Origin of the sequence: Lysobacter sp. 5GHs7-4 (assembly GCF_021284765.1) — a bacterium.
Taxonomy (GTDB): domain Bacteria; phylum Pseudomonadota; class Gammaproteobacteria; order Xanthomonadales; family Xanthomonadaceae; genus Lysobacter.
Genome location: NZ_CP089924.1, coordinates 123423 through 150345, shown reverse-complemented (window position 1 = coordinate 150345; position 26923 = coordinate 123423). Strand labels below are relative to the sequence as shown.

The window sequence follows — 26923 nt, the reverse complement described above, 5'->3', positions numbered from 1 at the left end:
CCCGCCTTGCGCGCTCCCCCGGCGATCCCCATCACAGAACCAGCCCGTACCGGCGCGAACGGTATGGTTCGGGTGGCATGATCCCGCGCGGGAGCCTGCCCCCGGCGCCTCCCCTTTCCGGCCCGCCCCGCGCGAGCCGGTCGTTCGTTCCCGGAGTTCCATCCATGCCCGCTTCCTTGCTCGACTTCCTTGCCGGCGGCCTGATCCAGGCCAGCTTCTGGGAGCTCGTCGTCTATTTCATGGTGGTCACCCAGCTCACCATCATGTCGGTGACGCTGTACCTGCACCGCTCGATGGCGCACCGCTCGGTCGATTTCCATCCCGCGTTGGCGCACGTGTTCCGCTTCTGGACCTGGCTGACCACCTCCATGATCACCAAGGAGTGGGCGGCGATCCATCGCAAGCACCACGCCAAGTGCGAGACCGAGGAAGACCCGCACAGTCCGCAGTTCAAGGGCATCGACACGGTGATGTGGCGCGGCGTAGAGCTGTATCGCGCGGCGCGCGGCGAGCGCGAGGACATCGAGAAGTACGGCAAGGGCTGCCCCGACGACTGGATCGAACGCAAGCTCTACACCCCGCACGCGACCAAGGGCCCGGTCCTGCTGCTGTTCCTGAGCTTCGCCCTGTTCGGCTTCGCCGGCGTGGCGATCTGGGCGCTGCAGATGCTGTGGATTCCGTTCTGGGCTGCGGGCGTGGTCAACGGCCTGGGCCACTGGTGGGGCTACCGCAACTTCGAGACCACCGACACCGCGACCAACCTGACACCGTGGGGTTTCTGGATCGGCGGCGAAGAGCTGCACAACAACCATCACGCCTTCCCGAGCTCGGCCAAGTTCGCCCTGCGCAAGTGGGAGTTCGACATCGGCTGGACCGTGATCCGCGGCCTGCAGGCCCTGCGCCTGGCCAAGGTGCTGCGCGTGGCGCCGTCGCTGGACGTGCGTCCGAACATCGCCATGCCCGACGCGGAGACGCTGAAGGCGCTGCTGGCGATCCGTTTCCAGGCCATGACCGATTACTACCGCAGCGTCACGCTGCCGGCGCTGCGCGAGGAAGCCTCGAATGCGGGCGACCGCGTGCGCGCGCTGCCGCGCAAGCTGCGCAAGGGGCTGGCCGACGGCGGCCGCTGGCTGGACGGCGACGCGCGCGAGCGGCTGCAGAACTGGGTCGCCGAGCGTCCGCGCATGGCCACCCTGGCCGATTTCCGCCAGCGTCTGGCGCAGGTGCTGGACGATCGCTCGCACGACGCCCAGGCCACCCTGCAGAAGCTGCACGCCTGGTGCGCCGAGGCCGAGGCCAGCGGCATCCAGGCGCTGCAGGCGTTCTCGGCCCGCCTCAAGGGCTACGCGCTGGCGCCCGCGCGCGCCTGATCCTGCCGCGCCGCAGCACGCCAGCAAGCCCGCGCAGCGATGCGCGGGCTTTTTGTTTGCGCTGCGCGCGGGCGCTTCTTCACACCGAAGTCTCACTGTGACGCGTCGTATTGCGGGCCTCGCATCGGCGGTGTTAGCTTCGATGCAGGACGCGATCGCGCGCTTGGACGCGCGCGAGACGCAGGCGTAAGCCACAGGGAGGTGCGTGTATGCGCAGGGATCGCTATGCCTATGTCGCCTTGGCCCTGGCCTGCGCGCTGGTGGTGCTGCTGGGCGTGCAGAACCGCCAGCTGCGTCGCGACTACGCCGCCCTGATCGACGAAACCGCGAGGCCGCAGGTCGGCAGCTGGCTGCCCAGCGCCGAAGCGGCCACGCTCGCGGGCCCGAAGCTCGTGCTCGGCCGCGCCGCCGGCGAACGCCAGCTGCTGTACTTCTTCGACCCCACCTGTCCCGTGTGCGAGGCCTCGGTGCCCGCGATCCTCGACCTCGGCCGCGCCTTGCAGCGTCAGGATCCGGCGCAGGTGCAGATGGTCGGCGTGGCGCGCCAGGACGCGCCGGCGCTGGCCGCGTATCTGCGCGCGCGCGGTTTCGATTTTCCGGTCGCGCTGTCGACGCCGAAGATCCGCGCGCTGTTCAAACTCAATCTGGTGCCGCTGCTGGTCGTGGTCGACCGCGATGGCCGCGTCGTGTATTCGCACGTCGGAAAAATAGATACCAAGGAGCAGGTGCCCACCATCCTGACCGCGTTGCGCGCCACGGAACGGCATGCCATGCCACAGCATGTAGCGGTTGGATCATCGCAATGGAGAGAACGATGAAGGTCTTGTCTAAGCGTCTGAAGGCGGTCGTCTTCGCGGTCGCAATCGTCGGCACCCTGGGATTCGGCGCCGCGCAGGCGTTCGGCACCCATCCCGACACCGGCTGCCCGATCAAGCCGGGTTGCAAGTACGGCGGCCAACGCGTCGGCTGCTGCGTGCTGCCGTAAGCGATACGACAACGCTCCCCCAGGGCGATCCCCTGTCGTCGCCCTCGTACGGCCGGCCCTCGTGGCCGGCCGTACGTCTTATCGGCGCCGGCCGCGCCTGAATCGCGCCCCACATGCGGCGCGTGCGGACTTGTCTGCGCCGCGCGCGCGCGTCAGGCTGCGCAGCATCTCCCGTCCGAATCCACGCATGCGTCCCTCGCTCCTCGTCCTGTGCCTGCTCGCGCTGCCGTCCGCGGCTGCCGCCCAGGTCAATTCCACCGGCGACTATCTGTCGCGCATGGACACCGACGGCGACGGCAAGGTGTCGCTGGTCGAGTATCAGGATTGGCTGAGTTACGGTTTCGACGCGATGGACAAGAACCGCAACGGCGTGCTCGAACCCGAGGAGCTTCCGTCCGGCCGCCGCAGCGCCGGCGCCGCGTTGACGCGCGAGCAGCACCGCGCCCAACTCGCCGAGACCTTCCGCAAGCAGGACCGCAACCGCAACGGCAGCCTGGACGCGCGCGAGCTGGCGTCGCCGCCGCAGTAACCGGGCTCAGTCGCAGCCGTCGCGTTCGCCGTCGAAGTAGGTTTCGGCGACGCGTCCGTCGCCATCGATGCGCTGGATGAGCAGGCGCTCGTCGTGCGCCTTGACCACGATCCATTCGTCCGCGCCGTCCTGCCGGTAGGCGGCGACATGGCCGCCGTCCGCGCGCGGCAGCAACGCCGCGCCGACCTGCGGCAGGCGCAGGTAGTGACTCGGCAGGCGCGCGTCCATCGTCGGGTAGCCGGGGATCGGCCGGCGCAGTCCCAGCGTGCTGCCGTCGCGGGCGAACATCAGGTCCAGGCGCGATACCGGCGGATCGCCGTAGGCGCTCATGGCGTGGCCGCTGAGCGCGCCTTCGACTTCGCGGTCGGGCAACAGGCGTAGAAACCCGTCGACCGGACCGCCCGGCGTGGCACGCGTGGCCCAGCAGCCGCGCACGAAGTCGATGTCGTCGGCGGCGCCGGCGGGTGACGCGATCAGCAGCGCCGCCGCGAGCAGGACCGTGCCGTGCAAGCGCTTGCTGCGCGGGCCGGCGATGGACGGCAGTGCGTGAGTCGGTGTCATGGCGGCGCTCCGTGATCCGCGCACCCTAGCACCGGTCGCCTCCTGGAACGTCGGCCTGCGTACGCTTCGCGCTGCGCCGTTCAGCGCGCAGCGCTGTTGCGCTGCTGATGGCGCCGCGCCTTGGCGACATTGCCGCAGGTGGCCATGTCGCACCAGCGCCGGCGGCCGTTCTTGGACGTGTCGATGAAGACCCAGCCGCAGTCGTGGCCGTCGCAGATGCGCAGGCGGTCGAGTTGCGCGTCCTTGAGCAGGTCGATCGCGTGCGCGGTGAGCACGTGCGCGATCAGGTCCGCGCCGGAGCGTTCGACCGACCATTCGGCCAGCAGGCGGCCCTTGCGTGCGGTCAGTCTGGCGGCCGAGGACGCGGTCAGGCGCGCCTTGTCCAGCGTCGCCAGATCTTCGGCGGCCGGCGCCTGCTCCTGCGCAAGCGCGTACAGGATCGCGCACAAGGCCTCGCGCAGCGTCTTGCACCGGTTGAGTGCGGCGGCGGCTTTGGCGGGTTCGGCGTTCGCCAGTTCCTCCAGCCGGACCAGGTCGGCGCGCGCGTAGTGACCCGACTGCCGTGCCCAGCGCAGCAGCGCGCCGTAATCGTCCAGCCAGTCGCGCGGCTGGGTGTCGCGCGCGGTGACCGTGTTGACCAGGTCCAGGGCGAGGTGGCCGGCGACCAGGTCGGCGGGCTGGAAGGCGTGGTGCTCGATGCGCATGGATAACCTGCTAACTGATATTGACAGGTTATGGCGACGGGCCTATAACCGTCAAAACTAGTTTTAAAGGTTGAGTGCCATGAGCCCGAACCTGCGCTTCGCGCGCCGCTGCCTGGAAACCGGCTTGCTCGCCGCCGGCATCGGCGTGGCGGGCGGCGCGTGCGCGCCCGCGACCTCCGCCGAAGCGGACGCGAGCCCGATGCGGACCGAAACGACAGCGCCGACGCGCATCGTCGCCCTCGACGCACCCAGCAACCTCGGCCTGCGCCCGCCCGCGCCCGGTGTCGAGCCGGGTGCGCGCAAGTTAGCGGCTGCCATACGCGACACCGGCTTGCTCGCACGCCTGGGTGCGCGCGACGCCGGGGGTGCCGAGGCCCCGGCTTATTCGCCCGATCCGGATCACGCGGTCGGCTTCCGCAACGGCACCGCGCTGGCGGCATACACGCGCACGCTGGCCGATCGCCTCGCCCCCTTGCTGGACGGCGACGAGTTCGTGTTCATGCTGGGCGGCGACTGCAGCGTGCTGCTCGGCTCCACGCTCGCGCTCAAGCGCCGCGGCCGTTACGGCCTGGCCTTCGTCGATGCGCACGACGACTACTCCTATGCCCGCGACAGCAAACGCTACGCCGGCATCTACACCGCCGCCGGCGTCGACCTGGGCCTGGCGACCGGACACGGGCCGGCGACGCTGACCGACATCGACGGCTTGGCGCCCTACCTGCGCGAGACCGATGCGGTCCAGCTGGGTTTGTCGCGCACGCACGCAGACAGCGAGTACGCGGCGACCGAGTCCTACGACGCGTCCGCCATCCATACCCTGGATGTGGAGACGATACGCCGCCGCGGCGGAACGGCAGCGGGTGCCGAAGCGCGCGCGCGGCTGGAATCCGCCGACACGCAGGGTTACTGGATCCACGTCGATGCCGACGTGCTGGATGCCCGGGTGATGCCGGCGGTGGATTCGCCCAACGAGCGCGGACTGAGCTTCGCGCAACTGCGCGCGTTGTTGGCGCCGTTGCTGGCTAGCCCGAAGGCGGTGGGTCTGGAGCTGACGATCTACGACCCGGATCTGGATCCGGACGGGCGCTACGGCGCCGCGCTGGCGCACACGATCGAGGGCGCGTTCGCCGACAGCGGCCGCTTCGGCGTACCCGCGCCCGCTAAGGTGCCGCGAACGCGCCGCTAGGCGTCCTGGAAACTGCAGGGCAGCGGCGCCTCGTCGACGTCCTCGTAGATCTCGGGGCGAAAGCGCGGCGTGCAGATCGCCAGGAACACCAGTTGGCCGTCGCCGAGATTGGCGATGCGCTGCCGACAATCGGGCGGGATCAGCACCGTGTCGCCGGGACCGACCTCCTGCGCCGGCAGGTCGCCGATTTCGATGCGGCCGCGGCCTTCGGCGATCACGTAACGCTCGCCGGTGCCGCGCAGGCGATGCCAGCGCGTGGTCACGCCCGGCTCGACCCGCACGCGCGCGATCGACAACTCGGGGTCGTCGTCGCTGTTGGACAGCTCGACGATGTGGCATTGCTCCGAGATGTAGAACTCGGTGGACGGGTCGTAGAGGCGGATGGCGGGTTTCATGGCGGGGTCCGGAGTCGCAGGGGCGGTCGCATGCACGACTGTAGCCAATGCGGCGAACGCCGTCGTGAGCGCGCGCGTCGATCCGGTTTTTTGCAGGGTCCGGTCCAAAAAACAACGCCGGCTTGCGCCGGCGTTGCCTCTACCGCATACGACGTGGGGTCGTTCGGGTCAGTCGGTGATGTCGCGGTCCTTGGTTTCCGGCAGGAACAGCGCGCCGATCACCACCGTCATCGCGGCGACGATGATCGGGTACCACAGGCCGCTGTAGATGTTGCCGGTGGCGGCGACGATGGCGAAGGCGGTGAACGGCAGGAAGCCGCCGAACCAGCCGTTGCCGATGTGGTACGGCAGCGACATCGAGGTGTAGCGGATGCGGGTCGGGAACAGCTCGACCAGCCAGGCGGCGATCGGGCCGTACACCATGGTCACCAGCAGCACCAGGAAGGTCAGCAGCACGATCACCACCGGCGTGTTGACCTGCGCCGGATCGGCGCTGGACGGATAGCCCGCGGTCTTGAGCGCGTCGCCCAACTGCTTGCCGAACGCGTCGGACTGCGCCTTGAACTCGTCCTTGCTCAGCGCCTCGCCTTCGAAGCTGCTCACGCTGACGCCGCCGATCGACACCGTGGCCACGCTACCGGCCGCGGCCGGAGCGTTGACGTAGGGAATGCCCTTCTTGGCCAGCGCCGACTTGATGATGTCGCAGGACTGCTTGAAGGTCGCCTTGCCGACCGGGTCGAACTGGAACGCGCAGCGCTCCGGATCGGCGCTCACCGTGACCGGCGACTTCGCCACCGCCGACTCCAGCGCCGGATTGACGTTGTGGGTCAGCGCCTTGAACACCGGGAAGTAGGTGAACACCGCGATCAGGCAGCCGGCCAGCACGATCTTCTTGCGCCCGATCTTGTCCGACAGCCAGCCGAAGAAGATGAAGCCGCCGGTGGCCAGCGCCAGCGCGATCGCGATGAGGATATCGGCGCGGTTGGGATCCAGGCCCAAGGTCTTGGTGAGGAAGAACAGCGAGTAGAACTGGCCGCCGTACCAGACCACGGCCTGGCCGGCGGTGGCGCCGAGCAGGGCGAGCAAGGCGATCTTGCCGTTGCGCGAGAAGAAGCTTTCGGTGATCGGCGCCTTGGAGGTCTTGCCCTCGGCCTTCATCTGCTGGAACAGCGGCGACTCGGCCAGCTGCATGCGGATCCACACCGACACGCCCAGCAGCACCACCGAGACCAGGAACGGAATGCGCCAGGCCCATTCCTCGAACGCTTCCTTTCCGAAGTAGTTGCGGCAGCCCCAGATCACCAGCAGCGACAGGAACAGGCCCAGCGTCGCGGTGGTCTGGATGAAGCTGGTGTACAGGCCGCGCTTGCCGTTGGGCGCGTGCTCGGCGACATAGGTCGCCGCGCCGCCGTACTCGCCGCCCAGCGCCAGGCCCTGGGCCAGGCGCAGCGTGATCAGGATGATCGGCGCGGCGATGCCCATGGTCGCGTAACTGGGCAGGATGCCGACCAGGAAGGTCGCCAGGCCCATGATCACGATGGTGACCAGGAAGGTGTACTTGCGCCCGATCATGTCGCCCAGGCGGCCGAACACCAGCGCGCCGAACGGACGCACCGCGAAGCCGGCGGCGAAGGCCAGCAGGGCGAAGATGAACTGGCTGGTGTCGTTGAGGCCGCCGAAGAACTGCTTGCCGATGATGACGGCGAGCGAACCGTACAGATAGAAGTCGTACCACTCGAAGACGGTGCCCAGGCTGGACGCGAAGATGACCTTCTTGTGGCCCTTGGTGAGCTCGCCGGATCCGGGCGATGCGCTGGCGGTGACGCTGGACATGGTGCGTTCCCCTAAAGGTTAGAAGCTGTACTTGACGTGCGTCTGCAGGCGGCTGAGCTCGCCGGAGTCGCCGTTCTCGAGTTCGCGCTTGCCCCAGATCAGTTCCGCGCCGACGTCGAGCTTGGGCAACGGAGAATAGATCAGGTTGACGTGCGCCGACTGCGCCGACTGGGTGATGCCCAGGCCGGTCAAGGCGGTTTCGTTGTCGTACTCGGCGCGCGAATAGAACAGGTTGCCGCGCAGCTTCGGGCTGAACACGTGACGCCAGCCGACGAAGCCGCTGATCAGGTCGATGTTCTCCAGGTTGCCGGTGGAATCGAGCACGGCGTCGTTGTTGAGCGCCAAGCCCACGTAACGGCCGATGCCGCTGCCGGCGGTGACCATGTAGCGCAGGTCGTCGCTCTTGCCCAGGTTGAACTTGCCCGAGATGCTGGCGCCGTAACCGGTGCTGCTGTCGTTGACCGGGCCGGTCTGGTACTTGAGCTGGCGCGCGAGCAGGCCGACGCCGAAGTGGCCCCAGTCGCCCTTGGCGGTGTAGCGCGCGGTCACGTCCGGCATGCTGCCGTCGTCGCCGGCGACCTGGGCCATGTTGCCGCGGAACGGCGTGTACACGGTTTCCGGGTTCTCGATCGAGAACGACCACGGGCCCTTGGTGTAGCGCAACTGGGCCTGGCGCACGAACACCGTGCCCTCGGTGGGGCCGAGGAAGTCGACGGTATCCGGCAGCGCGGCGGTGTCTTGGAAGTTGGACCAGGCCTGGCCGGCCATCCAGTTGTTCCAGGTCACGTAGGCCTGGCGCAGGGTGAGGGCGTAGGTGTTGGTGGCGATCTCGTTGCCGGTGAAGGCGGTGGTGCCGCCGCCGAACAAATCGAACTCAAGGTAGGCCTTGAGCTTGTCGCCGCTGTCCAGGTCGGTGTCGGCGGCGAACCAGAAGCGCGAGAAGTTCGCGCCCATGTCGGTGTCGGTGCCGCCTTCGCGCGTGCGCCCGCCGCCGACCGGAATCGCCTTGGGGACGTAGAACAGGCGTCCGACCGAACCGTCGGCGATGTCGCCGTCGTTGGTCTGGGTGACGGAGGCGTCGAGCTTGATGAAGCCGCCGTAGCTGAAGCGCGTGCCCGGATTGGCGCCGGGTGTGATCGCCGCGGTCTGCAGCGCGGGCTTGCCGGCGACCGGCGCCGGTGCGGCCGGTGCCGCCGTCTGCGCGGTCTTGACCTCGGCGATCTGGCTTTGCTGCTGCTGTTGCTGCGAGACCAACTGCTGGACCATGGCTTCGAGCTGGGCGACGCGCGCCTCCAGCTCCTTTTCCTTCGCCGTCTGGGCGTAGGCCATACCGGGCAGCGTCAGGGCGACCAGCAGTGCCGCGGCCAGCGGGCGCCGCCGGATCGCGCTCCCCGCCGGCGATGCGTTGCGAATGGACATGATTCCCTCCCGAGGAATGCCGCGCAGGGCGCGCGACTGCGGCCAGACTGCGCGTGGGTTCGGGGAGGGGCCATTCGCCATTGGTCGTAAAAACGCGCATTCAGACGCCGCCTACGACCATGGTCTAAACCGGGGTCACGGCGGCTATCGTGGCGGATGCGGCACACTGGCGGTTCGCCCGCGCCTGCGCGCGAACACTAGCCGTCCCGCCCCTCAACCGACCCGTCCCACGTCCAACCGCCGGAGCGCCCCATGACCTCACCCGCCACCGTCTATCCCGTTGTCGCGGACTTCGCCGATCGGGCGCGGATCACGCGGGAGGACTACGAGCGCCTGTACGCCGAATCGGTGCAGCAGCCCGAGGCGTTCTGGGGCCGGGTCGCGCAGCGCCTGGACTGGTACACGCCGCCGACCCAGATCAAGAACGTCAGCTTCGCGCTAGACGACTTCCGCATCCGCTGGTACGAGGACGGCGAGCTCAACGCCAGCGTCAACTGCCTGGACCGCCACCTGGCCACGCGCGGCGACAAGACCGCGCTGCTGTTCGAGCACGACGATCCCAACCTGCCCGCCGAGCACGTGACCTACCGCGAACTGCACGCGCGCGTCTGCCGCCTGGCCAACGCCTTGCGCGCGCTGGGCGTGCGCAAGGGCGATCGCATCACCATCTACCTGCCGATGATTCCGGAGGCGATCGTCGCGATGCTGGCCTGCGCGCGCGTCGGCGCGATCCATTCGGTGGTGTTCGGCGGCTTCGCGCCCAACTCCATCGCCGACCGCGTCGCCGACTGCGCCAGCAAGCTCATCATCACCGCCGACGAAGGCCTGCGCGGCGGCAAGAAGATCCCGCTCAAGGCCAACGTCGACGCCGCGCTCAAGCTGCCGGGCACCAACTCGGTCGAAACCGTGCTGGTGGTGCGCCACACCGGCGCCGCGGTGGACATGCAGATGCCGCGCGACCGCTGGTACGAGGCCGTGGTCGAGGGCCAGCCGGCGACCTGCGAGCCGGAGCGCATGAACGCGGAAGACCCGCTGTTCATCCTCTACACCTCCGGCAGCACCGGCAAACCCAAGGGCGTGCTGCACACCACCGGCGGTTATCTGGCCTACGCCAGCTACACCCACGAGGCGGTGTTCGACCTGCGCGAGGACGACATCTACTGGTGCACCGCCGACGTCGGCTGGGTCACCGGCCACAGCTACATCGTGTACGGGCCGCTGGCCAACGGCGCGACCGCGCTGGTGTTCGAGGGCGTGCCCAACTACCCCAACGTGTCGCGCTTCTGGGAGGTCATCGACAAGCACCAGGTCACGATCTTCTACACCGCGCCGACCGCGATCCGCGCGCTGATGCGCGACGGCGACGAGCCGGTGACGCGCACTTCGCGCAAGTCGTTGCGTCTGCTGGGCTCGGTCGGCGAGCCGATCAATCCCGAAGCCTGGCGCTGGTATTACGAGGTGGTCGGCGATTCGCGCTGCCCCATCGTCGACACCTGGTGGCAGACCGAAACCGGCGGCATCCTGATCACCCCGCTGGCCGGCGCGATCGACCTCAAGCCCGGCTCGGCGACCAAACCCTTCTTCGGCGTGCAGCCGGCGCTGGTCGACGCCAACGGCGCCGCGCTCGAGGGCGCGGCCGAAGGCAATCTGGTGCTGCTGGATTCCTGGCCGGGCCAGATGCGCACGGTCTACGGCGACCACGCGCGCTTCATCGAGACTTACTTCAAGACCTATCCGGGCAGCTACTTCACCGGCGACGGCTGCCGCCGCGACGACGACGGCTATTACTGGATCACCGGCCGCGTCGACGACGTGATCAACGTCAGCGGCCACCGCATCGGCACCGCCGAGGTCGAGAGCGCGCTGGTGCTGCATCCCAAGGTCGCCGAAGCGGCCGTGGTGGGTTTCCCGCACGACCTCAAGGGTCAGGGCATCTACGCCTATGTGACGCTGATTGCCGGCGAGGCGCCCGGCGAAGACCTGCGCAAGGAACTGGTCGCGTGGGTGCGCAAGGAGATCGGCCCCATCGCCACGCCCGATCACCTGCAATGGGCGCCGGGCCTGCCCAAGACGCGCTCGGGCAAGATCATGCGCCGCATCCTGCGCAAGATCGCCGAGAACGCACCGGACCAACTGGGCGACACCAGCACGCTGGCCGATCCGTCGGTGGTGGAGAGCTTGGTCAACGATAGGTTGGGTAAGTGAGGGGGAGGAGCAACAGCAAATCCCCCCTAACCCCCCTTTTTCAAAGGGGGGAATCCGTTGCGTCGCTGTTTGCGGTTTCGCATGAGTGCGCGCGCGCTTGGTTACCCATGCAGCCGCCTTTGCTTTTCCCCCCTTTGAAAAAGGGGGGCAGGGGGGATTTGCTTTCCCGTCAGCAGCGGTCAGCGCATCTGCTCCCTGATCACCTCCCAAATCGCAGCCAGCACCGCCTCGGTCTCCAGCAACACCTGCCGATTGTCGAAACGAAGCACCCGCAAGCCCATCGCCGCGAGCACGGCCTCGCGCCGTCGGTCCGCCGCCGACGCGTCCGGCCCGAAGTGCTGTCCCCCATCGACTTCCACCACCAAGCTCGCGGCGGCTGCGTAGAAATCCACCACATAGATCGCAAGGGGCTTCTGTCTGTAGAAGCGAGCGCCCTCGATCTGACGCCGCCGCAAGCGAAGCCAAAGCAGCTGTTCCGCGTCGGTCATTGCAGTCCGCAAACGGCGTGCCGGTCGCTGCAGATTTTTTCGGTACGGCAACATGCAGGAATTAAAGCGCCCGCCGCAGCCACCGCGACAGACGGCCGATGCCGCGTCGTAGCGCAGGAAAAACCTTACCCAGGAGCGCAACCGTGGCTACCCTGCTGATCGCCGACGACCACCCGCTGTTCCGCGAGGCCCTGCGCGGCGCAGTAGCGCGGGTGCTGCCCGATGCGCTGTTGCGCGAGGCCGACAGCGTCGATGCGCTGTACGCGTTGGTCGAAGCCGAGTCCGACGCCGACCTGCTGCTGCTGGATCTCAACATGCCCGGCGCGCAGGGGTTCAGCGCGCTGGTGCACCTGCGCGCGCTGCACCCGCAGCTGCCGATCGTGGTGGTGTCCGCGCGCGAGGAGCCGGCAGTGATGCGGCGCGCGCTGGATCACGGCGCGGTCGGTTTCATTCCCAAGTCGGCCGACGCGGCGACCCTGGGCGAGGCGATCGCCAGCGTGCTGGCCGGCGATCGCTGGGCGCCGGCCGCGGCCCTGTCGGCGCCGGCGGCGGCCGAGGACGAGCACGATGCCGCGCAGCGCCTGCGCGACCTCACCCCGCAGCAGTTCCGCGTATTGCAGATGTTGGGCGCCGGCTTGCTCAACAAGCAGATCGGTTACGAGCTGGGCGTGTCCGAGGCGACGGTGAAGGCGCACGTGACCGCGATCCTGCGCAAGCTCGGCGCCAACAACCGCACCCAAGCGGTGCTGATCGCCGGCCGTCTGGCGCTGGACCCTGGCGCGATCGTGCTGCCGGCCGAAGAGGGCGAGTAGAAGCGGCTCGGGCGCCTGCTGCACCCGTCCACCGCATCGATCGCGCTAGGCGATGGCAGCGGTGCGCAAGGGTCATAGACTCGCCGCCGGAAAATTGCCGGGGTGTTCGTGAGCAAACGAATGGCCGTGTCGTTGCGTATGAGTTATTTCGTATGCCTTTGCGCACTGCTGGGTTCGGTCCCTGTAGGATTGAAATCCGATAAGTCCGCCTGAGTGCTCGACATGCGCAACGCAGTCGATGTGGGATCCCGCAAGCTGTCGTGGCTATGCGCACTACTCGCCCTCTTCGCCAGTCCGTTGTCGTATGCCGGCGACGACGACTGCAGTTTCGACCAGGATTACCTGATCAAGCGGGTGGCCGAGGCGGCGGCGCGCCATCCCGGCGGGCGCATCAGCGCGGACGGACACGTGGTGTCCTGGCGCAGTGCCGACGGCAGCGTGCTGAGCGTGGCTTACGGAGGCTGCGTGGATTTGGGTGCGACAGTCAGGCTCCGCTATCCCTCCGATCGACGCCCCGACAATCGGATCGCGTTGCGCCGGCTGTTCGCGGCGGTGTCGACGTATTGGTCGCCCGCCGATGCCCAGGGCATGGTTGCGGCGTTCGCGAGTGGGGCGTTCAGCGTCCGCGCGGAGAGCCGCGAGTTGGTCGAGCTGGACCTCTCGCGCGATGAGGAATCGCCGTTCCCGCTAGGTCTCACCCTATCGATCACGCCTACGGAGCTTGCGGTCACTTGGACGGATGGCTGATGCGCGTGTTCGAAATCGAGATGGGCGCATGAGCGCCGAATCGGAGCGTGACTATCCGCAACGGGTCGATAAATCCATTCTGATCCAGGCATCGCCGCTCGCGGTCTGGGCCGCACTGACCGAAGCGCATGCGCTCGAAGCCTGGATGTCGGACGAGGAGTTCGCGGTGCAGACCGACTGGACGCCAGGCGGTCCGGTGGTGTTCCGCGGCCTACTGCACGGTCGCCTGCGTTTCGAGAATCGAGGTGTGGTCCAGGCCTTTGATCCTCCGCGCGTGTTGCAGTACACGCACTGGAGTTCGCTGTCGCGGCGGGTCTTTCCCGATCTGCTCGAGCACCACGTCGTGCTGCGCTTCGAGCTGACGCCTTCGGACGGCGCCACGTGCGTGACCCTGGCCTTGAGCAACCTGGGCAACTACGCCGTGTACGGGCACATTAACTATTACTGGGAAATTGCGCTGCCTGCGTTGCGGCGCTACTGCGAAGAGGCAACGCGGGCTTAGGCGCATGCCGTAAGCCTAATCCAGCGCGCGCCTCAAACCGAAACAGTGTGCCGCTGCGCGGCCAGGAACGCGCGCAGCGAGGCCGGCTTGATCGGTTTGGTCAGCACGCGGCAACCGCGTTCGCGCGCGGCCAGTTTCAGCGCGTCGCTGCCGTCGCCGGTGAGCAGGGCCGCGGGCAGGGCGCGTCCGGCACGCGCGCGCAAGGCGTCGACCACGCCCAGGCCGTCGAGGCGGTCGTGCAAGTGGAAATCGATCAGGGCCACGTCGGGCCGTTGCTCCATCAATGCCAGGGCTTCGTCGACGGTGGCCGCGACCAGCGCGGTCGCCTGCCAGCGGCCGAGCAGGGCGCGCATGCCGTCCAGGATTTCCAGGTCGTTGTCCACGCACAGCACGCGCAGGCCCGCCAGGGAGTCGGCGATCGCGGGCGCGGCTTTGATGCGCGCGCGCGTCGTGCGGCCGCAGGGCACGGCGATCGAGAACACGCTGCCGCGCCCGACCTGCGAGCGCACGCGCAGCGGATGGTCGAGGGTGCGTGCGATGCGTTGGCAGATCGACAGGCCCAGGCCCAGGCCGCGTTCGCCACCGACGCCGGGCTGATCGAAGCGGCGGAATTCGTCGAAGATCTGCTCGAGGTGATGCTCGGGGATGCCCGGGCCGGTGTCCCATACCTGCAGTTCGATCTGACCCTGACGCACGCGTGCAGCCATCAGTACGCCGCCTTCGCGTGTGTAACGCAGGGCATTGGCGATGAAATTCTGCAAGGCGCGCCGCAGCAGGCGGCGGTCGCTGCGCACCGGCATTTCGTTCAGCGGCACGCGCACGCGCAGTTGCAGGCCGCGTCCGGCCGCGCCGGGCGCGTACTGCGCGGCCAGTTCGCGCAGCAGTTCGCCGGCGTCGAAATCGGTGGGCTCCGGACGCAGCGCGCCGGCGTCCAGGCGCGAGATGTCGAGCAGGCCGTCGAGCAGATCCTCGGCCGCGCGCAGCGAGGCGTCGACGCGTTCGGCCAGGCGCGACTGTTCGTCGGCGTCGGTGGTCTCGCGCAATGCGGTGGTGAACAGGCGCGCGGCGTTCAAGGGTTGCAGCACGTCGTGGCTGACCGCGGCCAGGAAGCGGGTCTTGGACTGCTGCGCGGCCTCGGCTTCCTGGGTGCGCTGCTCGACGCGGTGCTCCAGGGTTTCGTTGGCCTCGCGCAACGCCTGCTCGGCGCGCTTGTAGTCGGTGACGTCGCTGTAGCTGGTGACGTAGCCGCCGCCCAGCAGCGGGCGGCCGACCATCTCGATCACCTGGCCGTTCGCGCGCACGCGTTCGAACACGTGCGAGGCGCCCGCGCGCAGATGGGCGAGGCGGCGGCGCACCTGCGCGTCGATGTCGCCCGTGCCCATCTCGCCGCGTTCGGCGTTCCAACGGATCAGGTCGCTGACCGGGCGGCCGACGTAGAGCATGCCGTCGGGATAGTCGAACAATTCCTGATAGCGGCGGTTCCATGCGACCAGACGCATGTCGCGGTCGACCACGCTCACGCCCTGGCTGATGTTCTCCAGCGTGGTCGACAGCACTTGGCGGTTGAAGCGCAGCTCCTGATTCGCCTCGTCTAGCAGCGCCACCACTTCGCCCAGTTCCATGCCCGAGCCGCGCAAGGCGCTGGTCAGGGTCAGGCGCGCCGACGCGGCGCCGATCGCGGAGGCCAGCAGGCGTTCGGTGAACTGCGCCAGCGCGCGGTCGGCGGGTTGGTCGGGCAGCCAGTCGCGGCCCTGGGCCTGGGCGTATTCCTCGAACGCGCGCCGCGCATGGCGCTCGCCGACGATGCGTTCGGCCAGGGTCAGCAGTTCGCCGCTGCGCACGCTGCCGGCCCAGCCGCCGGGGCCCAGCGCGGGGCGTTGCACGTACGGATCCAGGTAGGTCGCGGCCAGCAGTTGCTCCTGCAGGCGCGGGCGTTGGCGCACCGACACGAACAGGAAGGCGCCGACGTTGAACAGCAGCGACCAGAACGTGCCGTGGGTGAGCGCGTCCCAGCCGGTCAGCCCGAACAGCTGCTCCGGCCGCAGCCAGGACACGCCCAGCGGGCCGTGCTCGATCCAGTCGGCGTCCAGCCAGCCCACTCGCGCCAGCGCCGGCAGCAGCAGCGTGTACAGCCACAATGCAGCGCCGGCCAGCAAACCCGCGAACGCGCCGGCGCGACTGGCGCCGCGCCAGTAGAGGCCGCCGATCAGCGCCGGTGCGAATTGCGCCACCGCGGCGAACGCGAGCAGGCCGTGCTGGGCCAGGCTGTCGGCGCCCATCGAGGCGCGGTGGTAGGCGTAGGCCATCATCGCCAGCACCAGGATGGTCGCGCGCCGCACCCACAGCACCTGACGGTCGATGCCCTGAGTCTCGCGCAGGGCGCCGCTGCGCAACAGCAGCGGCACGATCAGGTCGTTGCTGACCATGGTCGCCAGGGCGACGCTGGCGACGATCACCATGCCGGTCGCGGCCGAGAAGCCGCCGATGTAGACCATCAGCGCCAGCGTTTCCTGTTTCAGCGCCAGCGGCAGCGCGAGCACGTAAGTGTCCGGCGACACCGCGCTGCCGGACAGCACGGCCTGGCCGGTCAGGGTGATCGGCACCACCAGCAGACTGATCAGGGCGAGGTAACCGCCGAACAGCCAGCGCGCGGGGCGCAGGTCGTTGGGGTCCTGGCATTCGACCACGGCGACGTGGAACTGGCGCGGCAGGCACAGGATCGCGGTGAAGGCCAGCAGGGTTTGGGCGACGAAGCCCGGCGGCAGGCCGGGCGCGGTGACCACGCGCGCGGCCTGGCCCACGCGCGCGGCCAGGCCGCCGTCGCCGGGCAGATGGGCGAGCGCGAACACGCCGATGGCGACGAACGCGACCAGTTTGACCAGCGACTCCAGCGCGACCGCCAGGACCATGCCGTGGTGGTGCTCGGTGGCGTCGATCTGGCGCGTGCCGAACAGGATCGCGAACACCGCCAGCAGCAGCGCCACGTACAGCGCCGGGTCGGCGAGCAGGCTGGCGTCGGACGGCACGCCGGCCAGCACTTCCACGCTCATCGCCACGGCCTTGAACTGCAAGGCGACGTAGGGCACCGCGGCGGTCAGCGCGACCGCCGCGACCAGTGCGGCCAGGCCCGGCGCGCGGCCGTAGCGCGAGGACAGGAAGTCGGCGATGGAGACGATGCGGTGTTCGCCGGAGATCAGCACCAGGCGTTCGAGGATGCGCCAGCCGAAGGCCAGCATCAGCAGCGGGCCCAGGTAGATCGGCAGGAAGCCCAGGCCGGTGCGCGCGGCGGTGCCGACCGCGCCGTAGAAGGTCCACGACGAGCAGTACACGGCCAGCGCCAGCGAATACACCGCCGGCCGCAGCCAGCGCAGCTTGGGCGTGCGCGCGGTGCGCTGATCGCCGTAGTAGGCGACGGCGAACAGCAGGCCGACGTAACCGGCCGATACCAGCAGCAATATCCAGCCGGGGATCACCGCAGCGCCACTCCGCGTTCGGATCAGGGAGTGTACGGCGGGCGAGGCGGAGGGCGCTGGGGGGCTACGAAAGTCGTAGAGCGGCCCTCATCCCAATCCCTCTCCCGCAGGCGGGAGAGGGGCTGCTGCTTCGCAGCTTTATTTCCTGCTGCGAAGGGGGAGTAGGTTGCTGGTTTTGCCGTCATCCCCGCGAAAGCGGGGATCCAGTGACTTCAGCGTGGGGCTGCGAAGGCGAGTGGGATCGAGGAAAGCACCGCGAACCGCGGCGAATGAGATGCCCCCGTCCGCCAAAGCCGTCATCCCCGCGAAAGCGGGGATCCAGTGACTTCAGCGTCGGGCTGCGAAGGCGAGTGGGATCGAAGAAAGCACCGCGAACCGCGGCGAATGAGATGCCCCCTGTCCGCAAAAGCCGTCATCCCCGCGAAAGCGGGGATCCAGTGACTTCAGCGTGGGGCAGCGAAGGCGGGTGGGATCGAAGAAAGCACCGCGAACCGCAGCGAATGAGATGCCCGCCGTCCGCCACAGCCGTCATCCCCGCGAAAGCGGGGATCCAGTGACTTCAGCGTGGGGCTGCGAAGGCGAGTGGGATCGAAGAAAGCACCGCGAACCGTAGCGAATGAGATGCCCCCGTCCGCCACAACCGTCATCCCCGCGAAAGCGGGGATCCAGTGACTTCAGCGTGGGGTTGGGGGAGCGGGGCATCGCAAGGCGTTCGAATCGCAGGCAAAAAGAAACCCGCCTGGTGGGCGGGTTTCTCGCGAGGCCTGGATCCCCGCTTTCGCGGGGATGACCTTCCGGCAAAGCCGTTCGCGCGCAGCGCGAACGGGCCGGAAGGTCACTTGATCTTGCCTTCCTTATAAATCACGTGCTTGCGAACGACGGGGTCGTACTTCTTGACCTCCATCTTGTTCGGGGTGTTCTTCTTGTTCTTGTCGGTCGTGTAGAAGTGACCGGTGTTGGCCGAGGAGATCAGACGGATCTTGTCGCGCTTGGAAGCCATGATTCAGGTCCTCAGATCTTTTCGCCGCGGGCGCGGAGATCGGCCAGGACGGCGTCGATGCCGTTCTTGTCGATGGTGCGCATGGCGTTGGCGGAAACACGCAGCTTGACCCAACGGTTCTCACTGGCGACCCAGAAGCGGCGCTCGTGCAGGTTGGGGAGGAAGCGGCGGCGGGTTTTGTTCATGGCGTGCGAGACGTTGTTGCCGGTCGTCGTTCGCTTGCCCGTTACTTGGCATACGCGGGACATGTGCACCTCGAAAGGATTGGATGCTTCCCTTGGCCAGGGAGGCGGCGGCCCCGCCGTCGGCGCGGAATTCCGCGGACAGCGCGCGATACGGGTGGTTACCTCAGCCGAGCGAGGCGGTCGGAATCGCACTTCCGGGACCGCCCGGACCTGCCCCTAGGGGAGGGTCGGACACAGCGAGCCGCGTATTATGGCGGCAAATCCCAGCCGGGACAAGCACTTGGGGCCAGGCGGGCCGGCCGAGCCCAGCCGCGGGTATGCTGAAGGCCTGTCGCGGCTACCTGAACGGGCGTACCGACCATGAATCCACGTCTGGCGACCTGCTCCTGCGGCCAGCTGCGGCTGGCCTGCGAGGGCGAGCCCACCCGGATTTCGATCTGCCACTGCCTGGAGTGCCAGCGCCGCACCGGCAGCGTGTACGGCGTGCAGGCGCGCTACCCGCGCGAGCGGGCGCGCCTGCTGGAGGGCCAATCCAGCCGCTACCAGCGCCGCGGCGACGCCGGCACCCTGGCCACCTTCCATTTCTGTCCCAACTGCGGGTCCATCGTGTACTGGGAGCCGGAGGCGTTCCCGGATTCGTTGGTGGTCGCGGTGGGCGCGTTCGCCGAGCCGGGCTTCCCGGCCCCCACGGTCTCGGTGTACGAGGAGCGGCGGCACGGCTGGGTGCAGTTGCCCGAGGGGATCGAGCACTACGATTGAGTTGCCGGTCGCTGCGGTTAGCGCCGCACCGCGCGTGGCCTCAATGCCCGGCGCGATCCCGGTGCCAGCCGCGGTGCTTGATGTCCAGGTACAGGCTGTAGGCGGCGGTGAAGGCCGGGAACAGGTTCTGGATCACGCCCACCGAGTCCTGCTTCTGCGAGAACACGAAGTAGCTCAGCGTCATCGCGCTGCCGACCAGGCTCATGTACCAGAACGCGCGCGGGATCACCGGCTTGCCCTGGCGCTTGCTGGCCACGAACTGCACCAGCCAGCGGCCGCCGAACATCAGCGCGCCGGTCAGGCCGATCAGCTTCCACGGCGACATGTGCAGGCCGGTCCAGGCCAGCCATTCAATCGGCGAATTCATGAAGTCCATGGCTCAGACCTCTTCGGTGGCGGTGACCTTGCCGCGCTTGATCAACCAGGCGACGCCGCGCAGGTCGCTGATGCCGACCAGGGCGCGGTTGAGGTTGTTGTACTTGGACACGCCGGTGGAACGCGCGCGGTGGTTGACCGGCACGCTCACCGTCTTCCAGCCGGCGCGCTGCATCAGCGCGGGCAGGTAGCGGTGCATGTGGTTGAAGTGCGGCAGATCGAGGAAGGCCTCGCGCTCGAACAGCTTGATGCCGCAGCCGGTGTCGGGGGTGTCGTCGCGCAGCATGCGGCTGCGGATCGCGTTGGCCCACTTGGAGGCCCAGCGCTTGCTGCCCGAGTCCTGACGGTTCACGCGCCAGCCCGCGAACAGCTTGATGTCGGGCGCCGATTCGGCGCGCTTGGCCAGCAGCTTGGGAATGTCGGCCGGGTCGTTCTGGCCGTCGCCGTCGAGCGTGGCGATCCACCGACCGCGCGCGGCTTTCACGCCGTTGCGGATCGCGGTGCTCTGGCCGCTCTGGGTGACGTGGTGGACCACGCGCAATTCGGGCACCTGCGCCTTGAGCGCGCGCAGCGCGTCCAGGGTGCCGTCGCGCGAACGGTCGTCGACGTAGACGATCTCGAAGTCCCCGCCTTCATCGGGCGCAAGGCCGCGCAGGGCGGCGGTGATCTCGTGGATCAGCGGGGCGACGTTGTCCTGCTCGTTGAACACGGGGACGACGACGGACAGTGATGGGTTCTGGCTTGCGGTCATCTGGCGAACTCGTCGCGGCTCGCGTGAGCCGGGAGGGGCCTCCGGGTCGGCGGAGGCGGTTGCAACACGTTACGGCCTGCGGCGGTCGCTGGCGCGGGGCCGGCTCAGACCTTGGCGCCGAAATAGTCCCGGCACCAGGCGACCACCTGCGGCAATCCGGTTTCGATCGAGGTCGCAGGCTCGAACCCGAACGCCGCCTTGGCGCGCGCAGTATCGGCCATCGTCTCGATCATGTCGCCGGGCTGCATCGGCTTGTAGACCTTCTGCGCCGGCTTAGCCGCCGCGGCCTCGATCACCGCGATGAAATGCTCCAGCTCGACCGGGGTGTGGTTGCCCAGGTTGAACACCCGGTGCGGCGGGTCGTCCTGGGACGGGTGCGCGAGCGCGCCCAGCACGCCGGCGACGATGTCGTCGACGAAGGTGAAGTCGCGGCGCATGCGGCCGTGATTGAACACCTCGATCGGCCGGCCCGCCAGCACTGCGCGCGAGAACAGCAGCGGCGCCATGTCGGGACGGCCCCAGGGGCCGTAGACGGTGAAGAAGCGCAGGCCGGTGGCGTGCAGGCCGTAGAGATGGGCGTAGGTGTGCGCCATCAGTTCGTTGGCGGCCTTGGTCGCCGCGTACAGCGAGCGCGGCCGGTCGACGCGCTGGTCTTCCGAGAACGGCGCCACCGCCGAGTCGCCGTAGACCGAGGACGAACTGGCGTAGACCAGGTGCTGCACGCCGCGATGGCGGCACAGCTCCAGCAGGTTCACGAAGCCGGCCAGGTTGCTGTCGACGTAGGCGTGCGGATGGGTCAGCGAGTAGCGCACGCCGGCCTGCGCGGCCAGGTGGATCACCTGGGTCGGCGCGAACTCGTCGAACAGCGCGGCCAGGCCGTCGCGGTCGCCCAGGTCCAGGGCGCGGATCTCGACGTCCGGGCACAGCGCGGCGACGCGATCGCGCTTGAGCTGCGGGTCGTAGTAGTCGTTGTAGCTGTCCAGCCCGACCACGGCCTGGCCGCGGGCGCGCAGGGCGCGGCAGACGTAGCTGCCGATGAAGCCGGCGGCGCCGGTGACGAGGATGGTCATGGGGCGAGGAGGGCGGGTGCGGAGACGGAGAGCATGCGTGAGCGGTGGTTACCGTTGCGACAGTGTCCGCGAATCCGTGTCGGAATCGTGTTCGGCGCCGACGGCCGCACCGATCCGTGGCGGAACGCGGGCGACAGCTTGGCCGCCCGCGCCTGAAGCGCAGCAGACTCCGCGCCGGGGCCGGAGTCCGCCGGCCGCGGTCACTTCACCGCCAGTTGCTTGGCCAGGGCCAGGGCTTCGTTGAGCTCGCCCTGGGTGGCCGCGTCGATCCAGACGTAGATGCGGACCTTGCTCTTGGGCTTGTCGCCCGGCAGCAGGATCGTGGTCTCGCGCGAGAACGGGCGGGTGCCGCTGGGCTTCTTGTACCAGACCACCTGCTGGGTGCCGACCGTGCCCTTCTCGGCGCGGTTGTCCTTCTCGGGCTTGAAGCCACGCGTGCCCAGGTACACGCCCAGGCCCTTGCCGGCGGCGATGGCGGACGGCAGCTCCAGGTAGCACAGGGTGTAATCGTCGCCCTGGCGCTGGGTCCAGGCCAGGTCGGCGTTGTTGAGGGTGGGGCAGCTGGCGCCGGCCTGGGCGAAGGCCAGGGACGGGGACAGCAGCAGGGCCGCGAGGGCAATCCGTTTCATGTGCATCTCCTTCAGTGGTGGGGTGTTTCGTGCGCGGCCGTGGCGCGGGACCAGTCTAGCCGGTCGCCGCGCAGGCGCTGGGATTCGAAAGGCGCCGGCGGGCGGCGTCGTAGGCGCGAGCGGCGGCGCCGATGCGCCCCGCGTAGCGAGAGTGTCCATGCGTTTCCCCTGTGCATGCGGACCGGGCCAGCATGCCGGTCCAGCATGACACGAATCCCTTCCCGCGCCACCGCGCGGGCGGCGGCTCAGCCTTCGCTGCGGCCGCGCAGCTTTTCCAGTACGCCGTCCAACGAGTCCAGGTCGCTGTAGTGAATGACCAGGCGGCCCTTGCCGCCGCGGCCGTGCAGCACGTTGACCTGGGTGTTCAGCGATTCCGACAGCTCGCGTTCCAGCGTGGCGATGTCGGCCTGCGGCTTGGCCTTGGCCGGCTTGGGCTTGCCGCTGCCGGTCGGGACCTTGCCCGCGGCCAGCTGCTGCACGCGATGCTCGACGTCGCGCACCGACCAGCCCAGTTCGGCGGCCTGGCGCGCCAGCGCGATCGCGGCCTGCGGGGCCAGGGTCAGCAGCGCGCGCGCATGGCCCATGTCCAGGGCGCGGGTTTCCACCAGCACGCGGATTTCGGCCGGCAGCTCCAGCAGGCGCAGCAGGTTGGACACCGCCACTCGCGAGCGCCCGACCGCTTCGGCGGCCTGGGCGTGGGTGAGATCGAACTCGTCGATCAGGCGCTGCAGCGCGTTGGCCTCTTCCAGCGGATTGAGGTCTTCGCGCTGGATGTTCTCGATCAGCGCCATCGCGACCACGGTGCGGTCGTCGACTTCGCGGATCACCACCGGGATTTCGGTCAGGCCGGCCAGCTGGGTGGCGCGCCAGCGGCGTTCGCCGGCGATGATCTCGTAGCGCTTGCCGCCGATGTCGCGCACCACGATCGGCTGGATCACGCCCTGGGCCTTGATCGACTCGGCCAGCTCGGCCAGCTTGTCGTGGTCCCAGGTCTTGCGCGGCTGGTACTTGCCGGCGGTCAGCGCGTCCACCGGCAGGGTGCGCATCACGTCGGACTCGGTGGCTTCCAGGATCGGCGCCTCGGCGGCGGCCTTCGGGCCGAGCAGGGCTTCCAGGCCGCGGCCCAGGCCGCGCTTCTTCGCCGCGCTCATGCCACGGTCTCCTTGTGTGCGGTTTTGGCGGCCTGCTCGCGTTCGCGCTGGCGGCGCAGCACTTCGCCGGCCAGGCCCAGGTAAGCGATGCCGCCGCGGCTGGCCTTGTCGTAGCCGACGATGCTCTGGCCGTGGCTGGGGGCCTCGGCCAGGCGCACGTTGCGCGGCACGATGGTGCGGAACACGCGGTCGCCGAAGTGGTTGGTCAGCTCGGCCGACACCGCGTTGGCCAGGTTGTTGCGCACGTCGAACATGGTGCGCAGCACGCCTTCGATTTCCAGCTCGGGATTGAGCCTGGCCTTGAGCGCGTTGATGGTGTCGAGCAGGGCGCTGATGCCTTCCAGCGCGTAGTACTCGCACTGCATCGGCACGATGATCGAGTCGGCCGCGGTCAGCGCGTTGAGCGTCAGCAGCGACAGCGCCGGCGGGCAGTCGATCAGGATGTAGTCGTAGTTGCCGCGCAGCGGCGCCAGCGCGGCCTTCAAGCGTTGCTCGCGCGCGTCCTCGCCCATCAGGCGGATTTCGGCGGCGGTCAGTTCGATGTTGGCCGGCAGCAGGTCGAAGTCTTCCGGCGCGCGCAGCAGGATCGAGGCGGCCTCGGCTTCGCCCAGCATCACGTCGCAGATCGAGTCCTCGATGCTGCGCTTGTCGATGCCGCTGCCCATCGTGGCGTTGCCCTGCGGGTCCAGGTCCACCAGCAGCACGCGCTTGGGCGCGCGCGCGAGCGCGGCGGCCAGGTTGACCGCGGTGGTGGTCTTGCCCACTCCGCCTTTCTGGTTGGCGACGGCGATGATGCGGGCCATGCGGCTCGTCCCCTGCTGTACGGGCTGTGTGATGGGTTCGGACGGCGCCGGGCGCCGGTCGGACTGGGGATTATGCCCGGACGGGGCGCGTTCGCGCTCCGTCATGCGGCATCGGGGTGTGCGTGGGCGCCGGCGCGGGCGACCACGACCAGGTGGCGCTCGGCGTCCAGGCCCGGCACCGCCAGCGGGTGCGAGCCGCGCACGGCCCAGCCGGCGGGCAGGGCGGCGATCTCGTCCACGGGGTGGGCGCCCTTCATCGCCAGCAGCGCGCCGTCGGGCTTGAGCAGGTGCCCGCCCAGTTCCAGGATCAGCGGCAGGGTCGCCAGCGCGCGCGCGGTGATGGCATCAAAGGCGCCGGGTTCGGCGAAGGCTTCGATCCGCGATTCGGCCACGCGCGCGTCCTTCAGGCCCAGCGTGCGCAGGGCCTCGCGCATGAAGCGCGCTTTCTTGCCGTTGCTCTCCACCAGGGTCACGCGCAGGCCGGGCTTGACGATGGCCAGGGGAATACCGGGCAGGCCGGCGCCCGTGCCCAGATCGGCCAGGGCGCCGCCGTCGTGCGCGATCGCGTCGACGTAGGGGTGCATGGCCAGAGAGTCCAGCAGGTGCTTGGTCACCATCTCCTGCGGATCGCGCACGGCGGTGAGGTTGTAGGTGCGGTTCCAGCGCGCGAGCAGGGCCAGGTAGTCCAGCAGCGGCGCGGCCAGGGCCGGATCCAGGGCCAGCGCGGACAGGCCGGATTCGAGCTCGCGGCGGAGCCCGGGCGGGAGGGGGGCGGTTGCGTTCATTGCCGACAGTATCGCCGATGGCGGCGACCGGCTCCGCGCGCGGTCCGAATCAGGGCGGCGCCGGCGCGCCCGGTCGCGGGCGCCAGGCCAGCGCGCCGACGTAGCCCGGCGCGGGCGCCAGCTCCTGCAGCCGCCATTCGTGCGGCGCGCCCAGGGCGGGGTCGCTGTCCACCAGTACCAGCAGTGCGTCGCGCTCCTCGAAGCGCAGCCGGTGCAGGCCGAACGAGAGACCGTGGCCGTGGGCCTTGAGCACGGCTTCCTTCAGGCACCACAGGCGCAGGAAGGCGCGGTCGCGGTCGGCCTGGGCGTCCAGCCAGGCGGTTTCGGGAGCGGTGAAGTAGCGCTCGGACACCGCCAGCGCGCGCGGCCGCGGGCGCAGTCGCTCCAGGTCCACGCCGACCCGGCCGTGCGCGGTCAGGGCGATCAGCAGGCTGTCGCCGCTGTGGCTCCAGTTGCAGTCCCAGTGCTGGAACGGCGCCTCCAGGTAGGGCCGCTGGCGGTCGTCGCGGGCCAGGCGCAGGGCCTGCGGATCGGTCCGCAACTGCTGCGCCAGCCAGGCCTGCGCCTGCGCCTGCGCGGCGTGGCCGGGCGTATGCGGCTGCCAGGTCCAGCGTGGCGGGAGCAGCGGTTGGGGCGGAGTCATCGACGGATCAGGCACATGAACGAGGCGTTTGACGGAACGCCGGCGCGCCAGCGTAAGCTAAAGCAGGGGATGCGGCGTTGGCCGCGATCGATGCCGTTGCCGCGAGGCCGGCGCACAGGGGAAGGCGGCGCAGGCCGTCGGCGCCGGGACCTGCACGGTCGCGGCGGGAGCAAGCAATGGCGGACGATGTCAGCAGTAGTTGATCACGATGCGGTGCCCGGCGACGAACGCGTCGCGCTGGTGATCGGGGCGCAGACGCGCTTGTTTGCGTATGCGCACGGTCAGGCCGTGGCGCAGGAACGCTTCGAACGCGAGGTGCGCGCGCTGGCCGCGGCGCTACCGGCGGCGCGCCATGCGATCAATCTGTGCGAGGACCGCTACCGCTTCCTGGTCGCGTTCTGCGCGGCCGCGCTGCGCGGGCAGACCACTTTGTTGCCGTCCTCGCGCGCGCCGGCCGTGGTCGACGACACCTATGCGCAGCACGCCGACAGCTACTGTCTGGGCGACGGCGCGCTGGATCCGCCGCCGCCGCGCTACTGGCGCCTGCCCGAGGTGCTGTCGCAGGCCGACGGACCCGCGCCGTGCGTCGCCGCGCAGGCCCTGGTCGCGATCGGCTTCACCTCCGGCAGCACCGGCCAGCCCAAACCCAATCCCAAGACCTGGCAGGCGTTCCGCGCCAGCACCGCGCAGAACCTGGCGGCGTTGCACGATCTGCTCGCGCCCGACGCGATCACGCCGCTGGTGGCGACCGTGCCGCCGCAGCACATGTACGGCATGGAGATGTCGGTGCTGCTGCCCTTGCTCGGACCGGTCGCCGTGCACGCCGCGCGTCCGTTCTTTCCCGGCGATGTCGCCCTGGCGCTGGCCGACGCGCCGTCGCCGCCGCTGCTGGTCACCACGCCGGTGCATCTGCGCGCGCTGGTCGAATCCGGCATCGATCTGCCGCCGCTGGCCGGCATCGTCTCGGCGACCGCGCCGTTGACGCAGGAGCTCGCGCTGGCCGCCGAGCAGCGTTACGGCTGCGAGGTGCGCGAAGTGTTCGGTTCCACCGAGACCTGCGTGATCGCGCGCCGCCGCACCGCCCACGAGCAGGCGTGGACGCCGCTGCCGGGCGTGCGTGTGTCGCCGCAGCCCGACGGCACCGCGGTGCACGCGCCGCACCTGCCCGAGCCGGTGGTGCTGGCGGACCTGATGGAAGTCGGCGCCGACGGCCGCTTCGTGCTGCGCGGCCGCAGCGCGGACCTGCTGGAAATCGCCGGCAAGCGCGCGTCGCTGGGCGATCTCACCCGCAAGCTGCTGGCGATCGACGGCGTCGAGGACGCGGCGGTGTTCCAGCTCGATGCCGAGGACGGCGCGGTGCGCCGCATCGCCGCGCTCGCGGTGGCGCCGACGCTGGACGAGGCGCGCATCCTGCAGGCGCTGCGCGCGAGCGTGGACCCGGTGTTCCTGCCGCGGCCCCTGCGCTGCGTCGCCGCGCTGCCGCGCAACGAAACCGGCAAGCTGCCGCGCGACCGGCTGCTGTCGCTGTTGCGCGGCAACGACGGCTGACCCGCACGCGGCGTG

The 26923-nt window shown here is 69.3% G+C and carries 28 protein-coding genes; 11 read left to right on the top strand and 17 right to left on the bottom strand.

What is annotated here, in order from left to right; genetic code table 11:
• The first annotated feature begins 164 nt into the window (after positions 1-164).
• From LVB77_RS00605 to LVB77_RS00590, 4 genes are all read left to right on the top strand, one after another.
• A complete protein-coding gene (locus LVB77_RS00605; RefSeq protein WP_232908294.1) occupies positions 165-1370 on the top strand; it encodes a fatty acid desaturase in 1206 nt (401 codons plus the stop codon).
• 209 nt (positions 1371-1579) lie between these two features.
• Positions 1580-2188 (top strand): redoxin family protein, encoded by a 609-nt coding sequence (locus tag LVB77_RS00600; RefSeq protein WP_232908293.1) that lies wholly within the window; start codon positions 1580-1582, stop codon positions 2186-2188.
• On the top strand, positions 2185-2355 hold the full coding sequence (locus LVB77_RS00595) for a hypothetical protein (protein ID WP_232908292.1): 171 nt from the start codon (positions 2185-2187) through the stop codon (positions 2353-2355). The genes LVB77_RS00600 and LVB77_RS00595 overlap by 4 nt, the downstream gene beginning before the upstream one ends.
• A 187-nt stretch (positions 2356-2542) precedes the next feature.
• Positions 2543-2884, top strand: a complete 342-nt coding sequence (locus LVB77_RS00590; RefSeq protein ID WP_232908291.1) for an EF-hand domain-containing protein — start codon at positions 2543-2545, stop codon at positions 2882-2884.
• Between the two features lie 6 nt (positions 2885-2890).
• Here the strand turns inward: LVB77_RS00590 and LVB77_RS00585 are convergent, their stop codons facing one another.
• Positions 2891-3445 carry a hypothetical protein gene (locus LVB77_RS00585; RefSeq protein ID WP_232908290.1) on the bottom strand — a complete coding sequence of 185 codons (555 nt, stop codon included), beginning with the start codon at positions 3443-3445 and terminating at the stop codon, positions 2891-2893.
• 80 nt (positions 3446-3525) lie between these two features.
• On the bottom strand, positions 3526-4149 hold the full coding sequence (locus LVB77_RS00580) for a CGNR zinc finger domain-containing protein (protein WP_232908289.1): 624 nt from the start codon (positions 4147-4149) through the stop codon (positions 3526-3528).
• A 79-nt stretch (positions 4150-4228) separates the two neighbouring features.
• Between LVB77_RS00580 and LVB77_RS00575 the strand changes: the two genes are divergently transcribed.
• Positions 4229-5335 (top strand): arginase family protein, encoded by a 1107-nt coding sequence (locus LVB77_RS00575; RefSeq protein WP_232908288.1) that lies wholly within the window; start codon positions 4229-4231, stop codon positions 5333-5335.
• On the opposite strand, the gene LVB77_RS00570 is transcribed toward LVB77_RS00575, so the two are convergent.
• From LVB77_RS00570 to LVB77_RS00560, 3 genes are all read right to left on the bottom strand, one after another.
• Complete coding sequence (locus LVB77_RS00570) at positions 5332-5730, bottom strand: cupin domain-containing protein (protein WP_232908287.1); 399 nt, start codon at positions 5728-5730, stop codon at positions 5332-5334. The two genes, LVB77_RS00575 and LVB77_RS00570, sit on opposite strands and share 4 nt — an antisense overlap.
• A gap of 168 nt (positions 5731-5898) precedes the next feature.
• A complete protein-coding gene (locus LVB77_RS00565; protein WP_232908286.1) occupies positions 5899-7563 on the bottom strand; it encodes an MFS transporter in 1665 nt (554 codons plus the stop codon).
• Between the two features lie 18 nt (positions 7564-7581).
• Positions 7582-8982, bottom strand: coding sequence for a DcaP family trimeric outer membrane transporter (locus LVB77_RS00560; RefSeq protein WP_232908285.1), 1401 nt, complete (start codon positions 8980-8982; stop codon positions 7582-7584).
• 252 nt (positions 8983-9234) lie between these two features.
• On the opposite strand from LVB77_RS00560, the gene acs reads away from it, so the two are divergent.
• On the top strand, positions 9235-11187 hold the full coding sequence (gene acs / locus LVB77_RS00555; RefSeq protein WP_232908284.1) for an acetate--CoA ligase: 1953 nt from the start codon (positions 9235-9237) through the stop codon (positions 11185-11187).
• 179 nt (positions 11188-11366) lie between these two features.
• Here acs and LVB77_RS00550 read toward each other — a convergent pair whose 3' ends face one another.
• A complete protein-coding gene (locus LVB77_RS00550) occupies positions 11367-11675 on the bottom strand; it encodes an endonuclease domain-containing protein (protein WP_232908283.1) in 309 nt (102 codons plus the stop codon).
• A gap of 143 nt (positions 11676-11818) precedes the next feature.
• Between LVB77_RS00550 and LVB77_RS00545 the strand changes: the two genes are divergently transcribed.
• The 3 genes from LVB77_RS00545 to LVB77_RS00535 all read left to right on the top strand — a co-directional run bounded on the left by LVB77_RS00545 (position 11819) and on the right by LVB77_RS00535 (position 13736).
• Positions 11819-12487, top strand: coding sequence for a response regulator transcription factor (locus LVB77_RS00545; RefSeq protein ID WP_232908282.1), 669 nt, complete (start codon positions 11819-11821; stop codon positions 12485-12487).
• Between the two features lie 222 nt (positions 12488-12709).
• On the top strand, positions 12710-13234 hold the full coding sequence (locus tag LVB77_RS00540) for a hypothetical protein (RefSeq protein ID WP_232908281.1): 525 nt from the start codon (positions 12710-12712) through the stop codon (positions 13232-13234).
• 28 nt (positions 13235-13262) lie between these two features.
• On the top strand, positions 13263-13736 hold the full coding sequence (locus LVB77_RS00535; RefSeq protein WP_232908280.1) for an SRPBCC domain-containing protein: 474 nt from the start codon (positions 13263-13265) through the stop codon (positions 13734-13736).
• Positions 13737-13768: 32 nt separating this feature from the next.
• Here LVB77_RS00535 and LVB77_RS00530 read toward each other — a convergent pair whose 3' ends face one another.
• The 3 genes from LVB77_RS00530 to rpmB form a co-directional block, all read right to left on the bottom strand.
• Entirely contained in the window at positions 13769-17209 is a 3441-nt protein-coding gene (locus LVB77_RS00530) for a PAS domain-containing hybrid sensor histidine kinase/response regulator (protein WP_232908279.1), read from the bottom strand.
• A gap of 835 nt (positions 17210-18044) precedes the next feature.
• Positions 18045-18209 (bottom strand): 50S ribosomal protein L33, encoded by a 165-nt coding sequence (gene rpmG / locus LVB77_RS00525; RefSeq protein WP_036168663.1) that lies wholly within the window; start codon positions 18207-18209, stop codon positions 18045-18047.
• A gap of 11 nt (positions 18210-18220) precedes the next feature.
• Positions 18221-18457, bottom strand: coding sequence for a 50S ribosomal protein L28 (gene rpmB / locus LVB77_RS00520; protein WP_056177711.1), 237 nt, complete (start codon positions 18455-18457; stop codon positions 18221-18223).
• A 297-nt stretch (positions 18458-18754) separates the two neighbouring features.
• Between rpmB and LVB77_RS00515 the strand changes: the two genes are divergently transcribed.
• A complete protein-coding gene (locus tag LVB77_RS00515; RefSeq protein ID WP_232908278.1) occupies positions 18755-19153 on the top strand; it encodes a GFA family protein in 399 nt (132 codons plus the stop codon).
• A gap of 40 nt (positions 19154-19193) precedes the next feature.
• Here the strand turns inward: LVB77_RS00515 and LVB77_RS00510 are convergent, their stop codons facing one another.
• The 8 genes from LVB77_RS00510 to LVB77_RS00475 form a co-directional block, all read right to left on the bottom strand.
• Positions 19194-19529 carry a lipid-A-disaccharide synthase N-terminal domain-containing protein gene (locus LVB77_RS00510; protein WP_232908277.1) on the bottom strand — a complete coding sequence of 112 codons (336 nt, stop codon included), beginning with the start codon at positions 19527-19529 and terminating at the stop codon, positions 19194-19196.
• A gap of 3 nt (positions 19530-19532) precedes the next feature.
• Complete coding sequence (locus LVB77_RS00505; protein ID WP_232908276.1) at positions 19533-20279, bottom strand: glycosyltransferase family 2 protein; 747 nt, start codon at positions 20277-20279, stop codon at positions 19533-19535.
• A 104-nt stretch (positions 20280-20383) separates the two neighbouring features.
• A complete protein-coding gene (locus LVB77_RS00500; RefSeq protein ID WP_232908275.1) occupies positions 20384-21349 on the bottom strand; it encodes an NAD-dependent epimerase/dehydratase family protein in 966 nt (321 codons plus the stop codon).
• A gap of 200 nt (positions 21350-21549) precedes the next feature.
• Positions 21550-21978, bottom strand: a complete 429-nt coding sequence (locus tag LVB77_RS00495) for a hypothetical protein (RefSeq protein ID WP_232908274.1) — start codon at positions 21976-21978, stop codon at positions 21550-21552.
• Positions 21979-22223: 245 nt separating this feature from the next.
• Entirely contained in the window at positions 22224-23129 is a 906-nt protein-coding gene (locus tag LVB77_RS00490) for a ParB/RepB/Spo0J family partition protein (protein WP_232908273.1), read from the bottom strand.
• Positions 23126-23932 carry an AAA family ATPase gene (locus tag LVB77_RS00485; RefSeq protein ID WP_232908272.1) on the bottom strand — a complete coding sequence of 269 codons (807 nt, stop codon included), beginning with the start codon at positions 23930-23932 and terminating at the stop codon, positions 23126-23128. Before LVB77_RS00485 ends, LVB77_RS00490 begins: the two co-directional genes overlap by 4 nt.
• Before the next feature lie 101 nt (positions 23933-24033).
• A complete protein-coding gene (gene rsmG, locus LVB77_RS00480) occupies positions 24034-24717 on the bottom strand; it encodes a 16S rRNA (guanine(527)-N(7))-methyltransferase RsmG (RefSeq protein ID WP_232908271.1) in 684 nt (227 codons plus the stop codon).
• 49 nt (positions 24718-24766) lie between these two features.
• A complete protein-coding gene (locus LVB77_RS00475) occupies positions 24767-25360 on the bottom strand; it encodes a 4'-phosphopantetheinyl transferase superfamily protein (RefSeq protein WP_232908270.1) in 594 nt (197 codons plus the stop codon).
• 186 nt (positions 25361-25546) lie between these two features.
• Here LVB77_RS00475 and LVB77_RS00470 point away from each other — a divergent pair, with 186 nt between their 5' ends.
• Complete coding sequence (locus LVB77_RS00470; RefSeq protein ID WP_232908269.1) at positions 25547-26908, top strand: AMP-binding protein; 1362 nt, start codon at positions 25547-25549, stop codon at positions 26906-26908.
• Positions 26909-26923: the final 15 nt, after the last annotated feature.

What these genes read in the sequence shown, in the direction of transcription:
- LVB77_RS00590 (WP_232908291.1), top strand. Translation starts at nt 2,543, where the DNA reads ATGCGTCCCTCGCTCCTCGTCCTGTGCCTGCTCGCGCTGCCGTCCGCG.
- LVB77_RS00560 (WP_232908285.1), bottom strand. Translation starts at nt 8,982, where the DNA reads ATGTCCATTCGCAACGCATCGCCGGCGGGGAGCGCGATCCGGCGGCGC.
- LVB77_RS00495 (WP_232908274.1), bottom strand. Translation starts at nt 21,978, where the DNA reads ATGAAACGGATTGCCCTCGCGGCCCTGCTGCTGTCCCCGTCCCTGGCC.
- LVB77_RS00505 (WP_232908276.1), bottom strand. Translation starts at nt 20,279, where the DNA reads ATGACCGCAAGCCAGAACCCATCACTGTCCGTCGTCGTCCCCGTGTTC.
- acs (WP_232908284.1), top strand. Translation starts at nt 9,235, where the DNA reads ATGACCTCACCCGCCACCGTCTATCCCGTTGTCGCGGACTTCGCCGAT.
- LVB77_RS00580 (WP_232908289.1), bottom strand. Translation starts at nt 4,149, where the DNA reads ATGCGCATCGAGCACCACGCCTTCCAGCCCGCCGACCTGGTCGCCGGC.
- LVB77_RS00535 (WP_232908280.1), top strand. Translation starts at nt 13,263, where the DNA reads ATGAGCGCCGAATCGGAGCGTGACTATCCGCAACGGGTCGATAAATCC.
- LVB77_RS00575 (WP_232908288.1), top strand. Translation starts at nt 4,229, where the DNA reads ATGAGCCCGAACCTGCGCTTCGCGCGCCGCTGCCTGGAAACCGGCTTG.
- rpmG (WP_036168663.1), bottom strand. Translation starts at nt 18,209, where the DNA reads ATGGCTTCCAAGCGCGACAAGATCCGTCTGATCTCCTCGGCCAACACC.
- LVB77_RS00490 (WP_232908273.1), bottom strand. Translation starts at nt 23,129, where the DNA reads ATGAGCGCGGCGAAGAAGCGCGGCCTGGGCCGCGGCCTGGAAGCCCTG.
- LVB77_RS00605 (WP_232908294.1), top strand. Translation starts at nt 165, where the DNA reads ATGCCCGCTTCCTTGCTCGACTTCCTTGCCGGCGGCCTGATCCAGGCC.
- LVB77_RS00570 (WP_232908287.1), bottom strand. Translation starts at nt 5,730, where the DNA reads ATGAAACCCGCCATCCGCCTCTACGACCCGTCCACCGAGTTCTACATC.
- rpmB (WP_056177711.1), bottom strand. Translation starts at nt 18,457, where the DNA reads ATGTCCCGCGTATGCCAAGTAACGGGCAAGCGAACGACGACCGGCAAC.
- rsmG (WP_232908271.1), bottom strand. Translation starts at nt 24,717, where the DNA reads ATGAACGCAACCGCCCCCCTCCCGCCCGGGCTCCGCCGCGAGCTCGAA.
- LVB77_RS00540 (WP_232908281.1), top strand. Translation starts at nt 12,710, where the DNA reads ATGCGCAACGCAGTCGATGTGGGATCCCGCAAGCTGTCGTGGCTATGC.
- LVB77_RS00600 (WP_232908293.1), top strand. Translation starts at nt 1,580, where the DNA reads ATGCGCAGGGATCGCTATGCCTATGTCGCCTTGGCCCTGGCCTGCGCG.
- LVB77_RS00475 (WP_232908270.1), bottom strand. Translation starts at nt 25,360, where the DNA reads ATGACTCCGCCCCAACCGCTGCTCCCGCCACGCTGGACCTGGCAGCCG.
- LVB77_RS00585 (WP_232908290.1), bottom strand. Translation starts at nt 3,445, where the DNA reads ATGACACCGACTCACGCACTGCCGTCCATCGCCGGCCCGCGCAGCAAG.
- LVB77_RS00500 (WP_232908275.1), bottom strand. Translation starts at nt 21,349, where the DNA reads ATGACCATCCTCGTCACCGGCGCCGCCGGCTTCATCGGCAGCTACGTC.
- LVB77_RS00565 (WP_232908286.1), bottom strand. Translation starts at nt 7,563, where the DNA reads ATGTCCAGCGTCACCGCCAGCGCATCGCCCGGATCCGGCGAGCTCACC.
- LVB77_RS00470 (WP_232908269.1), top strand. Translation starts at nt 25,547, where the DNA reads ATGTCAGCAGTAGTTGATCACGATGCGGTGCCCGGCGACGAACGCGTC.
- LVB77_RS00595 (WP_232908292.1), top strand. Translation starts at nt 2,185, where the DNA reads ATGAAGGTCTTGTCTAAGCGTCTGAAGGCGGTCGTCTTCGCGGTCGCA.
- LVB77_RS00550 (WP_232908283.1), bottom strand. Translation starts at nt 11,675, where the DNA reads ATGACCGACGCGGAACAGCTGCTTTGGCTTCGCTTGCGGCGGCGTCAG.
- LVB77_RS00485 (WP_232908272.1), bottom strand. Translation starts at nt 23,932, where the DNA reads ATGGCCCGCATCATCGCCGTCGCCAACCAGAAAGGCGGAGTGGGCAAG.
- LVB77_RS00510 (WP_232908277.1), bottom strand. Translation starts at nt 19,529, where the DNA reads ATGGACTTCATGAATTCGCCGATTGAATGGCTGGCCTGGACCGGCCTG.
- LVB77_RS00515 (WP_232908278.1), top strand. Translation starts at nt 18,755, where the DNA reads ATGAATCCACGTCTGGCGACCTGCTCCTGCGGCCAGCTGCGGCTGGCC.